The 13,317-nt window shown below is 61.7% G+C and carries 15 protein-coding genes, 1 tRNA gene and 1 pseudogene; 7 read left to right on the top strand and 10 right to left on the bottom strand.

All coding sequences use genetic code 11. From position 1 onward, the window contains the following. Positions 1 to 674, top strand: a 674-nt coding sequence (locus EN749_RS18415) for an OB-fold nucleic acid binding domain-containing protein (RefSeq protein ID WP_245491448.1), incomplete at its 5' end; no start/stop codon positions are given. A gap of 106 nt (positions 675 to 780) precedes the next feature. Here EN749_RS18415 and EN749_RS18410 read toward each other — a convergent pair. The 4 genes from EN749_RS18410 to EN749_RS18395 form a co-directional block, all read right to left on the bottom strand. Beyond that, positions 781 to 1,020, bottom strand: coding sequence for a Trm112 family protein (locus EN749_RS18410; RefSeq protein ID WP_013528775.1), 240 nt, complete (start codon positions 1,018 to 1,020; stop codon positions 781 to 783). A gap of 9 nt (positions 1,021 to 1,029) precedes the next feature. Further along, a complete protein-coding gene (locus EN749_RS18405) occupies positions 1,030 to 1,701 on the bottom strand; it encodes an LON peptidase substrate-binding domain-containing protein (protein WP_128363658.1) in 672 nt (223 codons plus the stop codon). 101 nt (positions 1,702 to 1,802) lie between these two features. Continuing rightward, positions 1,803 to 2,801 (bottom strand): thioredoxin, encoded by a 999-nt coding sequence (gene trxA / locus EN749_RS18400; protein WP_128363655.1) that lies wholly within the window; start codon positions 2,799 to 2,801, stop codon positions 1,803 to 1,805. Between the two features lie 84 nt (positions 2,802 to 2,885). Next, a complete protein-coding gene (locus tag EN749_RS18395; RefSeq protein WP_128289108.1) occupies positions 2,886 to 3,383 on the bottom strand; it encodes a prolyl-tRNA synthetase associated domain-containing protein in 498 nt (165 codons plus the stop codon). A 245-nt stretch (positions 3,384 to 3,628) separates the two neighbouring features. Here EN749_RS18395 and EN749_RS18390 point away from each other — a divergent pair. The 5 genes from EN749_RS18390 to EN749_RS18370 all read left to right on the top strand — a co-directional run bounded on the left by EN749_RS18390 (position 3,629) and on the right by EN749_RS18370 (position 8,426). Further along, positions 3,629 to 3,703: transfer RNA gene (locus EN749_RS18390), tRNA-Gly, on the top strand. Positions 3,704 to 4,066: 363 nt separating this feature from the next. Further along, positions 4,067 to 5,944 carry an adenylate/guanylate cyclase domain-containing protein gene (locus tag EN749_RS18385; RefSeq protein WP_128363657.1) on the top strand — a complete coding sequence of 626 codons (1,878 nt, stop codon included), beginning with the start codon at positions 4,067 to 4,069 and terminating at the stop codon, positions 5,942 to 5,944. Between the two features lie 136 nt (positions 5,945 to 6,080). Then, a complete protein-coding gene (locus EN749_RS18380) occupies positions 6,081 to 7,412 on the top strand; it encodes a hypothetical protein (RefSeq protein ID WP_128363654.1) in 1,332 nt (443 codons plus the stop codon). A gap of 27 nt (positions 7,413 to 7,439) precedes the next feature. Further along, the gene (locus EN749_RS18375; RefSeq protein ID WP_127267587.1) at positions 7,440 to 8,036 is read left to right on the top strand and encodes a hypothetical protein; all 597 of its coding nucleotides are present in this window, start codon (positions 7,440 to 7,442) and stop codon (positions 8,034 to 8,036) included. 42 nt (positions 8,037 to 8,078) lie between these two features. Beyond that, positions 8,079 to 8,426: a hypothetical protein gene (locus EN749_RS18370; protein ID WP_128363653.1), complete on the top strand. Its 348-nt coding sequence runs from the start codon at positions 8,079 to 8,081 to the stop codon at positions 8,424 to 8,426. A 47-nt stretch (positions 8,427 to 8,473) separates the two neighbouring features. Here EN749_RS18370 and EN749_RS18365 read toward each other — a convergent pair whose 3' ends face one another. Continuing rightward, the gene (locus EN749_RS18365) at positions 8,474 to 9,262 is read right to left on the bottom strand and encodes a SapC family protein (RefSeq protein WP_128363652.1); all 789 of its coding nucleotides are present in this window, start codon (positions 9,260 to 9,262) and stop codon (positions 8,474 to 8,476) included. Positions 9,263 to 9,528: 266 nt separating this feature from the next. Between EN749_RS18365 and EN749_RS18360 the strand changes: the two genes are divergently transcribed. Next, positions 9,529 to 9,894 (top strand): hypothetical protein, encoded by a 366-nt coding sequence (locus EN749_RS18360; protein ID WP_245491445.1) that lies wholly within the window; start codon positions 9,529 to 9,531, stop codon positions 9,892 to 9,894. Positions 9,895 to 10,191: 297 nt separating this feature from the next. Here EN749_RS18360 and EN749_RS18350 read toward each other — a convergent pair whose 3' ends face one another. The 5 genes and pseudogenes from EN749_RS18350 to EN749_RS38235 all read right to left on the bottom strand — a co-directional run. Further along, entirely contained in the window at positions 10,192 to 10,722 is a 531-nt protein-coding gene (locus EN749_RS18350) for a GNAT family N-acetyltransferase (protein ID WP_256754981.1), read from the bottom strand. Positions 10,723 to 10,740: 18 nt separating this feature from the next. Continuing rightward, a complete protein-coding gene (locus tag EN749_RS18345) occupies positions 10,741 to 12,051 on the bottom strand; it encodes a hypothetical protein (protein ID WP_128363651.1) in 1,311 nt (436 codons plus the stop codon). A gap of 29 nt (positions 12,052 to 12,080) precedes the next feature. After that, positions 12,081 to 12,605 carry a tail fiber protein gene (locus EN749_RS18340; protein WP_128289125.1) on the bottom strand — a complete coding sequence of 175 codons (525 nt, stop codon included), beginning with the start codon at positions 12,603 to 12,605 and terminating at the stop codon, positions 12,081 to 12,083. Positions 12,606 to 12,615: 10 nt separating this feature from the next. Then, positions 12,616 to 13,122: a tail fiber protein gene (locus EN749_RS18335; RefSeq protein WP_128363650.1), complete on the bottom strand. Its 507-nt coding sequence runs from the start codon at positions 13,120 to 13,122 to the stop codon at positions 12,616 to 12,618. Positions 13,123 to 13,134: 12 nt separating this feature from the next. Continuing rightward, positions 13,135 to 13,317 (bottom strand): annotated as a pseudogene (locus EN749_RS38235) (phage tail protein); the annotation flags it as partial.

The raw sequence follows: 13,317 nt of genomic DNA, 5'->3' as shown, positions 1-13,317 counted from the left end.
GCTTCGTCTCGGGCTCCAGCTCGCGCAGGCGAAGCGCCGCCGAAAGGCTGCCGCTGTTCGACCAGCCGGCGCTTCGCCTGCGCGAGCTGGAGCCCGAGACGAAGCTGCCGAAAATGCCGCTAGGCGAGCATGTCATCCATGATTACCGCGCGCTCGGCCTGTCGCTGAAGGCACATCCGGTCGCCTTCCTGCGCGAGCGGCTCGACCGCGCCGGCGTCATCCCCAATGCGAATCTTCCTTCCGTGCGTGACGGCAGGCGCGTCTCCGTCGCCGGCCTCGTGCTGGTGCGGCAGCGCCCCGGCAAGGGCAATGCGATCTTCCTGACACTGGAGGACGACAAGGCGGTGGCCAATGTCATCTTCTGGCAAAGAACCTTCGACCGTTACCGGCCGATCGTCATGGGCGCCCGGTTCGTCAAGGTCACCGGAAAATTGCAGTCGGAATCGGGCGTGGTCCACATCGTCGCCGAGAGGATCGAGGATCTGACGCCCTGGCTGACCGTGCTTCTGGAGAAGGTCAGCGGGGCCGAACCAGCGGTTCCTCCGAGAGACCTCGCCAAGGACGGTTCGTATCGCTCCAGCCCCGCCAAACAAAGCGCACCGATCCGGCAGGATCTCGCAACGCTGTCGGAAGAAGCGGAAAGGGTCATGCCTAAGGGGCGCAATTTTCAGTAGGGAAGGCCATGCCAAGGGCGGAACGAAAGCGGACGTCGGCGATCCTTCGCGCCCCCCTCTGTCCCGCCAGCCTTCGGCAAATTGGCGGGTATAAGAAACGTGCCCCTCAGCCCGGCCCACCCAAGCGTGGCGGCGGCGGGGCGAGCACGTCCTCCACCGAAAGCGTCCGCGCCTCGGAGGGCAGCATGATCGGGATGCCGTCGCGCACCGGATAGGCAATCTTGGCGACCCTGGAAATCAGTTCGCCGCGCTCTGGATCCCAGGCCAGCGGCCCCTTGGTCAGCGGGCAGGCCAAGAGTTCCAGCAGCTTGGGGTCGACCTTCTTCCCGTCACGTCCGTCCGCCATCGCGCCCTCTTACTGCAAACTCGAGCCAAAATCCTCATTCTCGCGCGCCAGTGCCATTTCGGTGATGGCGATCAGCGTCTCCGCCCGGGTCTTCAGGTCGGCTGCTTCGAGCAGCGCCTGTTTCTCGGCCGGCCCGTAGGGCGCCATCATCGACAGCGCATTGACCAGCATGGCATTTTCGGCGCGGCTGACGCTTTCCCAGTCGGCCTCCAGATCGTTGGCCTGCAGATAGGCGCGAAACGCCTTGAGCAGCGATGGCCGGTCGATCTCGTTGTCCGCCTGATCATCGTCGAGATCGGCAAGGAAAGGCGCGGGCTTGCACTGGCGAAACGGCGTCTTGACCGTCAATTCGTGGGCGATGCGGAACCGGCACACGCCCTGCAGCGAAATCAGGTAGCGGCCGTCGCCGCTTTCGGAGAAGGCGATGATGCGCCCGGCGCAACCGACATTGCAGAGCTCCGGCTCGCCATCGCCGCGCAAGGCGCCGTCGAGACTGGGCTGGATGACGCCGATGAGCCGCGGGCCGGCGATCGCCTCGTCCACCATCTGCAGATAGCGCGGCTCGAAGATGTTGAGCGGCATGCGACCTCCCGGCAGCAAAAGCGCACCCTCGAGCGGAAAGATCGGGATCGTCGACGGCAAATCCTTGGCGAGCCGGTAATGCGCGTTTCCCGCTTGCACCATATTCCTCCGATCGCTTCACCAGAAGCGCGTCATACCAGCTAATCTGGCGCAGTCGTCGCCGACGCCAAGCCTGTGCGGCAAAACAACCGGCAGCCGGCTCAGGAAAACAGCAATGCCGACAATTTGCGGCGCGCCGCCAGCGTCGCCTCGTCGGTCATGCCCCAGGCCTCGAACAGCTGCAGCAATTGCGTCCTGGCGCCGTCCTCGTTCCAGGCCCGGTCGGCCTTGATGATGGCCAGCAGATTGTCGGCCGCGGCCGTACGGTCGCCGTTGGCGTTCTGGATCATGGCCAGATCGAAGCGCGCCTGGTGATCCCCAGGATTTTCCGCCAGCCGGCGCTCGAACTCGGCTGGATTGCCGAGAGCCGCCGCCTGCGCCGCAACCGCCATCCTGGCGCGCAGGGCTGCCAGCGGCGGCGCATCCTTCTTGGCCTCCGGGGCTGTTGCCAAAAGCGCCTCGGCGCCTTCCGTGTCGCCGGCGTCGAACAACAGTTCGCCCAGTCCGGCGATCGCCTCGATCGTCTCCGGCGCCTGCGCCAGGATAGCGTCATAAATGTCGGCCGCGGTCTGCATGTCGCCGGCGGCGCGCGCCTCAATGGCCGCGGCCAGGGCTTCGGCCACTGGCGGCGCGCCGTTGCCCTTGCCGCCGACCTTGGTGATGAATTCGTTGATCTGGCTCTCCGGGATGGCGCCCATGAAGCCATCGACCGGCTGGCCGTCCTTGAAGGCGATGACCGCCGGGATAGACTGGATGCCGAGCTGGCCGGCGATCGAGGGATGGTCGTCGATGTTCATCTTCACCAGCTTGACCCTGCCGCCGGCGGCCTTGACCGCCTTCTCCAACTGCGGCGTCAACTGCTTGCAAGGCCCGCACCAGGGCGCCCAGAAATCGACCAGCACCGGCTGGCGGCGCGATTCCTGGATGACATCGGCGGCAAAGGCAGCCGTCGTCGTGTCCTTGATCACATCGGCGGGAGCGGCGGGCGCATCGCCAAGCCCTTTCGCCGGCGCCGGCGCGGCTCCACCATACTGTACCGAGGTGGTGTACTGGCCGCCATTGCCGCCAAAGGAGCCGCCGAACGGATTGTTGTCGCTCATCTCTCTACCCTTCCGTGGCGCCGCCGGCCGGCGGCCAGGCGCCCTATGCTTCAGACCATCTGACTCAAGCCATCCATGTGGCGATCACATGGAGACTTTCAAGATAGCAGCATCGTGCCCGGTTGCCTCGACGAATCTGATCAGGTCGCGCGCCGCGATCGATGTCGTCGCCTCATTGGTCAGCGGATGCCCATTGATCACCGCATGCTCCATCAAATCCTTGTCGAGCACGAGCTTGACCCTGTTTGCCGTGTCGTTGATGACGCCAAAGACCGTGACGGCGCCCGGTGCGACGCCGAGCAGCTCCATCAGCATCTCCGGCTTGCCGAAGGAAACCCGGCTGGCGGCGCCGATCACCTGGTGGATCTGCTTCAGGTCGACGACCGCGTCCTCGCCGACGGTGACCAGGAAGAAATTGTCCTTCTTGTCCTTCAGGAACAGGTTTTTCGTGTGCCCGCCGGCGATCTCGCCGCGCAGTGCCTGCGAATCGGCGACGGTATAGAGCGGCGGGTGGCGCTTCGTCGACGTGGCAATGCCGAGTTCGGCAAGAAAGGCCATCAAATCGGCTTCGGTCTTCGGCATCGGTTTCGTCCCGTTTCTCAAGCCAGCCGTTTACGGCCAATGGGGCAGCCGACACAAGACCGTCATGCGACATCATGGTGAGCTGCACCGCCCTTCGCGCTGGCGCCCCGCCGCCCGCCACTCACGCGCCCGCCGGCGGCTTGCCGGCCCCGCGCATCGTGTCGCAAAAAGCCTGCGATTTCCCTGTTGCAATCGCCGCGCTCTTCAGCCATATAGGCCCGGCTTGCGGCCAAGACGCCGCGCGAGCGGGTGTAGCTCAGGGGTAGAGCACAACCTTGCCAAGGTTGGGGTCGAGCGTTCGAATCGCTTCACCCGCTCCAAATCTTCTTTTGATTTGAAAAGCATAAAGGGCCCGGGTAACCGGGCCTTTTTGCTATCTGGCGCCGGGGAGCGGGGGGGACGACGTTTCCAGCCGAAGCCGGGAACGTAGGGCTGCCCATCCGATCTGGGTGTTGAGCCTCAACAGGTTGTCCGCGGGTAGAGCGAGGCGGCTCCGGAATTTGCGTCTAGGGCGATCGATATTCCATGGATAATCGGCCAACGGCTTTCGCTTCCATTTCGCGACCATGACGGCCGAGACCGCGAATCGGGCGCGAGCGACCTCCAGCGGCGTTGGCGCCGAGCAGGTAAATCAGCTAGAACTAACTCAGGCGGAACAATTGTCTGCGATTTCAGGAGACGACATGTCCGAGGAGCATGTTGAGCGTCGGCTGGCGGCGATCCTGGCTGCGGATGTGGTCGGCTATAGCCGCCTTATGGAGGTCGACGAAGAGCACACGCTCAATCTCCTTCGGCAGCATCGACGGGAGTTCTTCGATCCGACCGTCACCAAGCACGGTGGGCGCATCTTCAAAGTGATGGGTGACGGCTTTCTTGTCGAGTTCGGCAGCGTAATTAATGCGGCGCGCTGCGCGGTCGAGATCCAGCGCGGCATGCCCGAGCGGAATGCCGGCATCCCCGAGGACCGGCATTTCAAGTTTCGCATGGGCATCAACCTTGGCGACATCATCGTCGACGGTGATGATTTCCAGGGCGACGGTGTCAATCTTGCGGTGCGGCTGCAGGGCCTCGCGATGCCCGGCGGCATTGCCTGCTCGGAAGCGGTGCGCCATGCGGTCGGCAACAAGCTGGGCGTCGACTTCGCCGATCAGGGCACCAGGACCGTCAAGAACATTGCCCAGCAGGTGCATGTCTACTTCGCCAACTGGGACCAGGGCGTGTCTTATGTCGAGACGCATGTTGCGGCCAGAACCGTCCAGACGCTGGCGCGGTCCGACAAGCCGTCGGTGGCGATCCTGCCATTCGCCAATCTTAGCGCTGATCCCGACCAGCAGTATTTCAGCGATGGCATCACTGAAGACATCATAACCGACCTCTCGAACGTCTCCGGCCTGTTCGTGCTCAGCCGCAATACAGTCTTCGCGTTCAAGGGCAGGACCGACAAGATGGAACGCATCGCCAGGGAGCTTGGCGTCGGCTACATTGTCGAGGGCAGCGTCCGCAAGGCGGGAAACCGGGTCAGGATCAATGCCGAGTTGATCGAGGGCGCCACGGACGGACACGTTTGGGCTGCCCGCTACGACCGCGACCTCACCGACATCTTCGCCGTGCAGGACGAAATCGCCAAAGCGGTCGTGGCGCAGCTCAGGGTCAAGCTCCTGCCTGAGGAGAGGAAAGCTATCGAGCAGGCGCCGACGGACAATGTGGAAGCCTATACGCATTACCTTCGAGGGCGCGATTACAGCCACATCGCGACCAGAGCCAACCACCTGATGGCCAGACAAAGCTATATCAGGGCCATTGAGCTCGATCCGGGCTATGCCCGTGCCTATGCAGGTCTGGCGGTCTGCGACGTACGCCTTCAGTCGAACTACGGCTCACCGATCCATGTGGACGACATTCTCGCGACCGCGGACAAGGCCCTGGCCCTGGACGCGAATTTGGCCGAAGCGCATTCAGCCAGGGGCTTTGCCCTGTCCCTCGCCGATCGCCGTTCCGAGGCCGCGGCGGCGTTCGAACAGGCTCTTACGCTCGACGCCAATTGCCACGAGGCCAATCGTTACTATGCCGAGTTTTGCGTAACCGGCGGCCAGTTCGAGTTCGCCGCCACGTACTTCATGCGCGCGATGGAAATCAAACCGTCCGACTACGGCGCACCGGTGATGCTGGTGAACGTCTTTCGTACTCTCGGCCAACAGAACGACGCGGAGCTTTATGCACGAATCGCATTGGAGAGAGCTGAAGAGGAACTCCGTTTGCATCCCGAGAACGCCAATTGTGCCTGCCTAGGGGCTATCGTGCTGGCCTTCCTTGGTGAACGCGATAGGGCGGCCAAGTGGCTTGACCGGTCTCTGGCGATCGACCCTAACGATATCAACGTCCAATACAACGCAGCTTGTACCTATGCGTTGCTGGGGGAGTTCGAACGTTCGATCGACCTTTTGGAAGCGTGGCTGCCGCAGGCTGGCGCCGAGATGAGACTCTGGTTCAAGAACGATTCCGATTTCGCCTCTGTTCGTAGTCATCCTCGCTACCAGAAGTTGCTCCAGCTGCTGCAGTAGCGATACGCATTGTTCTTGAGTCAAATTGTCGCCGATAATCGAGAATCAGCCTTCAGGAAGATTTACCCGACAAACCAACGCCCTCGCCATCCCGCGGATATTATGTTACGCAACTAATATAACCGAGAGGTGGGGAATGGGTACCCGGTTCAGGTTGTTCGTTCAGCCTCCGTTCGAAGACCCTACGTCAAGTCCCGAGATCATTACGGTTTCGTCCCCGCGAGGCAGTGTCGGACCTGGCCCATCCGACGATCGTATGTATGTCGTCGAGCCGGCCGACAAGACGCGGCCCTATGGCGTCAACCACGGTCCGTTGGGCACGCCCTTCATCTCCCTGCCGCCCTGGACGCGAGCGATCCTCGATCCGGCCATTCCCGACGAGGAAGGCAACTTCGATCACTATCAGCCCTCGACGCCCGGCTTCGAAGCAGCGCACGCGTTCGGATGCGTGCGCTTCACGCTCGACGTTTGGGAGCGTTACATCGGCCAACCGCTCGTCTGGCATTTCCACGATCACCACGACCGTCTGGAAATCTCGATCCTGCCGGATTGGGACAACGCTCAATACGGCTATGGCTTCCTCGAGCTCGGCAGCCAATTCACGAAAGACGGAAGCGCGCTCCCCTTCAGCCTCGACTTCGATATTATCGCGCATGAGGTTGGCCATGCGTTCGTCTACAGCGTCCTCGGCATACCCAAGCCGGGAGCTGAGTTCCCCGAATATCTGGGCTTTCAGGAGGCCTTTTCCGACTGCGTTTCGTTGATCGCGGCCATGCATTTTCCATCCGTGATCGAAAACGTTCTGACGGTGACGCGTGGGAACCTCTACATAGCCAATCAACTCTCTCGCTTTTCGGAATTTTCACCGCACCGCCAGATACGCGAGGCCAACAACAAGCTGACGATGGCCGATTTCGCGGACGGCTGGACCGACGAGCATGCCTTGTCGCAACCTCTAACGGGTGCCGTCTTCGACATTCTGGTCGATGTCTTTCACGAGAGCTTGGTGGATCGAGGACTGATTTCGCCGGAGGCCGAAGATCTTGCCGACCTCGCCGAAATCTATCCAACCGCCGAGGCGCCGCTCCAGCAAGTCTTTGACCGCGATTTCACGCGCAATCCAGACGGTTTCGTCGAAGCGCTGCTCGACGCGCGCGATATCGTGGGTGCCTATCTCGCCGAGACACTGTGGGCTCTCGCCCCGGATTTCCTGGACTATCGTGACGTGGCGAGAACGATGCTCGCGGTCGACGACCGTGTGACCGGAGGAGAACTATCAAGCATCATCTTCCGGGATTTCGACCGAAGAGGGATTTTTCGCTACCGTGCCGGGCCTCGCCTGACGAAGCCAGACCGAAAGAGCCATGTTCATGAGGGTCGAACCGCTCGTCCACGGGATCAGGTGCGTCTCCCGGATATGAGCTATTTCGAGAAATATTGGATGTCCAGAAGTGGCGCCGAGCTTTGATCGACATTGCAGAGGATGGGGTGATCCATGATAACTGAAACCATTTTAAATACCTCGGCCATACACTTGTTCGGTAGAGTTCTTGAAGATTTGAAGCTGAAGAAGAGGATCGATGGGGGACGGCCTCCAAGACCTGGCAATAACAGATTCCTGCAGAACCAGATCGACGCCTCCGGCAGCCTGCTGGCAAGGATCTATGCGTTCACCTTCGAGGCGCAGTTCTACGAGCTGGCCAGACCAACCATACTTCTTGTTCATGGGCCTGGCACCGCGGTTGATTATCCAGCTCCGGCGGACACCGATCTGAAGGTCATGAGCCGCGGTCCAAGCGACCCTGCCTATACCGGACTGTCATCGCAGATAGGCTCATTTGCCCGCGGAATGCAGGTCTGGGTGTACGACAAGAGTGACCTGACAATGCGGCTGGAGCTCGACACGGGAACGCTCGAAGATGTTCTGTTGGGTGCAGAGCTGGACCCGCATTCGTTTGGCCGGTCGGGTGGAGCAATGGGAAGATCTGGTGGTGCGATGGGGCGATCGGGCGGCGCCATGGGCAGGTCTGGCGGTGCGATGGGGCGGTCCGGTGGCGCCATGAACCGCAACGGGCGCGGCGATCTCGACTAGCGTTCCCGATTGTCATTTGAGAATGCCAAAGGGAGATGGATCATGGCAAGAGTAGATATAGTGCGCGTCGATACACCTGAAGGGAATGCTGTAAGAGCCGGAGAGCCGATTACTGTGAGCGTGACGGTCTCCCCGGATCGGGGTTGGTTTAACGACACAGAGCACTTGGCAATCGAATTTATTTATGCTGACACTTCAGACATAGCCTCATGTTTATTGATCAACGACAACGACACTAACATCGAAGACACAACAACAATTAACTTTAAGCTTAAAGCGGAATCCGGCGCTCTGACCGGAGAATACTATGTTCGGATCACAAACAATTACTTCGAGGAGACCATCGTAAGCGGCCCTGAAGACGGAACTATCACTGTTTCCTCAAGTTGATCACTTGCGCTGTTGTCACGATCAATCTAGTGCGAGCCAGGGTGAAATCAGCTTGCTGGCCGCCCCGCCTTCCGCAGCGACGCCTGATGCACCAGCGAGGTCCAGCTGTTGGTCGAGGCGAGGTGGCAATAGAGCAGGCCGAGCGCGCCGGATTTGCGCAGGTCGAGAAACGCCTCGTCGCTCAATTTGTTGAAGGCCGGCTCGTCGATCACCTGGAAATCGGTGAGGTTGAGCACCTCGCCGCCTTCCAGTGTCACCTTGCTCTGGCGTGGCGAAAACAGGCCATGCGCATCGATCTTTTCGACCATCTCGCGAGTCGCTCGGAAGTCGATCTGGAACTGGTTGCAGAAGGCGAGCGCCTGTTTGGTCGCTTCGGTCGGCTCGTTGCCGGTGAAGAACGGCAGGATCTTGTCATCGCGGGACGGCGCCAGCAACTGGTCGACGATGCGGTCGCTGGTCCGTTCGACGCACAGCGTCAGCCGGCCGGCCGATGTCGGGTCTTCGGCCAGGATGAAGGGATAGCGGCGGACATAGGCGGGGATGTAGTGCGGCGCGGTCCATTTGCCTTCGGCATCGACGAACAGGTTCTCGTTCTGGCGCACGCCGGTGATGATCACCGGCGCCTTGGCCGGGCCGATAAAGACGATCGGGTAGGAGCGCATCGCCGCCGGCATTTCCGACGCCACCACCGGAATGGCGTGCGCCGAGCGGGCGAAGCCGAAATCGCTGCGTGCAGTCAGGCCCAGCGAGCCGTGCCGCGCCGGGTTGAGCGCCTCGGGCCTCGAATAGAACAGCGGCATCGCGTCGCCCGTCACTTCCATCTTCGCATCAGCCATCATCCGTCTCCCGCACGCCCATCAGGCTGCCAATGGTCCCGAAGCCGGGATCTATGCTTGTTTGCGCTGATCTTGGGTCGAAAGGAATCCCGCGCAGGAACAAAGTACTACAGCGTCTCTCGCGCGCATAAAAGGACAGGCGGTGCTGTATTTTGGGATTGCGGCGGTCGATTGTCTTGGGGAACACGACCGCCAGCCTGCCCGCCTCTGGACAGCTTGCGGCGAAGCGGCGACAGTGCCTCCACTGGAGCAATTCCAGGAAAAGTGTGGAGCGGTTTTCCCCTGGCAATTGCGAACAAACAAAAGCCGGATCAGCGATCCGAACGCTGAACCGCTCCAGCGGACAGATTGAGGCAAACGGGATGGCGTCGGTATCGGATTTCGAGCAGGGACAAACCTTCACCATCGAAGCCGGGGGCCAGCAAATCCCGCTCGAACTGACCGCGGTCAAGCCCATCGCCGCCAGCCCGCGCCCGGGCGGCGGTTTCTCGCTGCTGTTCAAAGGCCCGCGCGACATCGCACTGCCGCAGGCGACCTATCTTTTCACGGGGGAAAGCGGCAGCCACGAGATCTTCATCGTGCCGGTCGCCGCCGATGCGACGGGGCGGCTGTACGAGGCGGTGTTCAATTAGGACCCAGTTTTGGGCTGCATGCAGGCCTATCGCATCGTGACAGGGCCTGATGCGACAATCCTTGCCGCCGGCGCCGCCCTCACTGTCCTGCCGGACATCTCTCCCCGTAAACGGGGCGAGAGTGGCTGGCTGCGACGCCGGCGCCTTTCTTGCAACGCTGGAGATTGGCGAAATCCGCGATGAAAGCGTCCCTCTCCCCGTCACTGTACGGGAGAGGATGCCGGCAGGCAGGTGAGGGGCAGCGCAAACGATGACCATAGACAATGATCGCATCTGCCAACAAATCGGTTCCGACGATCATAGATCGTCGCCCCCCGGCGGCGCACAGGCCATCAGGTCATAAACGCCCTTGTCCTCGACGACCGCGAAGCCGAGCGCGACATAAAGCCGTCTCGCCGGATTGTGCTTCTCGACATGGATCGACGCTGATTTGCCGGCTAACCATGCCTCGTCGATGAGGTCGCAGAGCAGCGCGGTGCCGTAACCCTTGCGGCGATGATGCGGCAGGAAGGCGATGTCGATGATGCGGTGCTGGGTTGGCCAGCGCTCGATATAGAGGCGGCCGATGTCGTCGCTATCGCGTTCCACCACCAGCCAATCGGCCTCGGGATAGTGTTTTCGGTAATGCGCGTGCTGGGCCTGGAACTGCATGCCGAGGAATTCGGCCTTCTGCGCCTCGCTCCACGACGTCACCGCGAGTTCTTCGAAGCGGGTCGAGGCATAGAGTCGCGACAGGAACGGCAAGTCCGCCTCCACTGCCGCACGAAAGCGGAGCCCGGCCGTGTCAGACCGGGGCCAGACCGGACGGGCCTGCTTGCCTTCCGCCACGCTGCCGGAAATCAACCGTCAGACCGGCGGCGTCAGGTCGCGCACGACGACGATCTGCTTGAGATTATTGTCGGTCAGCGACGTCCAGTTATACTCCCATTCGGAACTGTCGACGCCCATCTGGTTGATCGTCCACAGCCCGTTGGTGCCGTCCGGCATGAGCGCCAGGCTGAACAAAGCGAGCCGGCCGTCGGCATTGTAGTTGAGCGTCAGGCGCGTCGAGCGAAGGGATGCGCCGAAATCGCGCCATCCCGACCAGTTCTGGGTATAGGCATCCCATTGCGCGTTGAATTGGAGGAAGTGCTGCTGGTCGGCCGCGACCAGCACGATATCGCCATCGCCCTGGATGCCGGCGGCAAGCGCCTGGTTGGGCGCCCTGGAGTAGCCGGGTGTCGCCCACTGCGTCCACGTATCCGATCCGGCGGGCATCTGGCGCGTGTGCAGCACCTGGCCGTTCTGGGTCAGGGCGAACAAATTGGTGGCGCCCAGCGGGCCGATGACCGGCGCCATCTCGATGAAGCCACCTGTCTGGGTCGTGTCGATCTGCACCCAACCCGTCCAGTCGGCGGCCTTCAAGGCCTGCGCCTTCGCCTGCTGGCAGCGATAGAGATGCAGGTTCGAATTGATGCCGAACAGCGCGATGCGGCCGTCACCCTGGCGTATCGCCGAAACCGTCACCAGGCCGCCGGGGATCTGGATCCAGTCGCTCCACGGTTTGGCCGGCGGCGTCAGCACGTCGACGGTGACGACGATCGGTGTCGTCGTGCCGGGCGGCGTGATGGTTTTCTGCACCTGCACGATCTGGTCCGGATTCTGGTAGATCCACCAGATGCGGCCCTGATTGTCGGTGACGAAAACCTCGATGCGGCCATCGGCATCGCGCGCCATCGAAAGCTTCTGATAGGAGGTGGCGCCGGGCGGCGTGCCGATGCTCACCGGCGCGGTCCATTTCTCGACCGGGCCGATCTGGTTGGCGTCTTCGGTGATGAAGGACAGATTGGTGGTTCCCGATGGCTGCGCGACCACGGCGACACGGCCGTCCTTGGTGAGGCCCGCCGTCATGATCACCCAGGCGCCGGGCGCGATGAACGACCAGGCCGAGGGCCATGGCCCGTTCGGCGAAACCTGCGCCTTCTGGATCAACTGCCCCTTGGCGGAATCGATCCCCACCACCATCAGCCGCGACAGTTCGAAAAACGACGTGCCGGCCGGCTTGTGCTGGAAAATGGGTGGAGGGCTGGACGGCGCCGGGCGGGCCCTGGAAGCCGCTTTCGGCGCCGGCGTCCTCGCTGCGGGGACCTTCGACTTCGGTTCTGCGTTCTTGGCCATCGTACGGTCCTGCCCTTTCGGTTCGGAATTCAGCTTCTTGGCGGGAAGACGCCCTGCAGCGCGATGCAGAAATAGCAGGTGAGATAGGGCTGCATGTTGTTGTGCGGCTGGTCGCCGCCGGCAGGGGGGAGCGCTTGAGGGCTCATCTGCGTCAGGTTGGCCGCCGGGGTATAGATTGTTGCGTTGGTGGATTTGGCCAGGCTTCGCGTCGATGACGGCGCATTGAGTTCGCCCAGGTCGATGTCATGGTCGCGCATCGCGTGGGTGTGGTTAGGAATTTCCGATTCGAGCAGGCTTACCGTTTCCGTACCGCCGGTCTCGCCGAGATCGTGCAGCGAAAGCCCTGGTCCTTGCCCCGGGTGCATCGGCAAGCGGCCCTGAAGGTCGGGCAAGGCAAAATTGCTTTTGCCATTGCCGCCATAGGTCGTGCCCAGCAACGAGAACAATGCCGTGTTCTGCGACAGCGGCAGCAACTGCCCGTCGCACCACGCCCAGCCCCTGGGCGCGAAATAAAAGGGGAAGATTCGGATTTCGGCGACGAACGGGTCAGCCATGATGTCCCTCTCAGGTCGGCGACGGAAAGATGCCGAAAAGTGAAATGATAAAGCTGATGCAAAGATACGGCTGGAAATTGTTGTGCGGCTGGCTGCCGCCAACGGCTGTTACAGCCTGCTGGGCCATGTCGGTATCGGTCGTGTCCTGGATGTAGGGCAAGGCGCCACCGCCAATCTGTGCAACGACCTTCCCGCTGGGACTTGTATCTTGACCAATGTTCAGGGACGCGACCATCGGATGGCTGTGTGAAGGAATCTGGGAAATTGTCAGATTGACTTCCTCCACGCCTCCCGTCTCCGCAAGGATAAAGCCGCTGCCCTGATGGAGCGGAACACGGCCTTGCAGGTCGGGCAGCGCGAAGGTGCTCTGGCCATCGCCACCATAGGTCGTGCCAATCAGCTGGAACAGTGTCTCGTTCTCCGAGATCGGCTGAAGCTGTCCCTCACAGAACATCCAGCCGGCCGGGGCAAAATTGCCGGCAAACATGCGTATCTCACCAACATAAGGCTGTGCCATGATCGCGCCTCCTTAATTCGGCGAAGGGAAAATGCCCTGCAGGGCAATGCAGAAGCTCAGCGTCAGGAACGGCTGCATGTTGAGATGTGCCTGACTGCCGCCGACACTGGTAATTGTGCTCGGGCTCAGCGTCGTCACGTTCGCGAAATCGCTATACAGCCGCCCCGGAACCACCCCCAAAACGTTCCCCGCACC

It is taken from the genome of Mesorhizobium sp. M7A.F.Ca.ET.027.02.1.1 (assembly GCF_004022985.1).
In the GTDB taxonomy this organism is placed as follows: domain Bacteria; phylum Pseudomonadota; class Alphaproteobacteria; order Rhizobiales; family Rhizobiaceae; genus Mesorhizobium.
The sequence above is the reverse complement of the archived record's forward strand: the minus strand, read 5'-3'. Positions and strand labels throughout refer to the sequence as shown.

Bases quoted from the DNA above. Each gene is read 5' to 3' on its own strand.
- EN749_RS18380 (WP_128363654.1), top strand. From the start codon at position 6,081: ATGGGTACCCGGTTCAGGTTGTTCGTTCAGCCTCCGTTCGAAGACCCT.
- EN749_RS18370 (WP_128363653.1), top strand. From the start codon at position 8,079: ATGGCAAGAGTAGATATAGTGCGCGTCGATACACCTGAAGGGAATGCT.
- EN749_RS18335 (WP_128363650.1), bottom strand. From the start codon at position 13,122: ATGGCACAGCCTTATGTTGGTGAGATACGCATGTTTGCCGGCAATTTT.
- EN749_RS18375 (WP_127267587.1), top strand. From the start codon at position 7,440: ATGATAACTGAAACCATTTTAAATACCTCGGCCATACACTTGTTCGGT.
- EN749_RS18410 (WP_013528775.1), bottom strand. From the start codon at position 1,020: ATGGCGGACGGACGTGACGGGAAGAAGGTCGACCCCAAGCTGCTGGAA.
- EN749_RS18395 (WP_128289108.1), bottom strand. From the start codon at position 3,383: ATGCCGAAGACCGAAGCCGATTTGATGGCCTTTCTTGCCGAACTCGGC.
- EN749_RS18345 (WP_128363651.1), bottom strand. From the start codon at position 12,051: ATGGCCAAGAACGCAGAACCGAAGTCGAAGGTCCCCGCAGCGAGGACG.
- EN749_RS18365 (WP_128363652.1), bottom strand. From the start codon at position 9,262: ATGGCTGATGCGAAGATGGAAGTGACGGGCGACGCGATGCCGCTGTTC.
- EN749_RS18385 (WP_128363657.1), top strand. From the start codon at position 4,067: ATGTCCGAGGAGCATGTTGAGCGTCGGCTGGCGGCGATCCTGGCTGCG.
- EN749_RS18340 (WP_128289125.1), bottom strand. From the start codon at position 12,605: ATGGCTGACCCGTTCGTCGCCGAAATCCGAATCTTCCCCTTTTATTTC.
- trxA (WP_128363655.1), bottom strand. From the start codon at position 2,801: ATGAGCGACAACAATCCGTTCGGCGGCTCCTTTGGCGGCAATGGCGGC.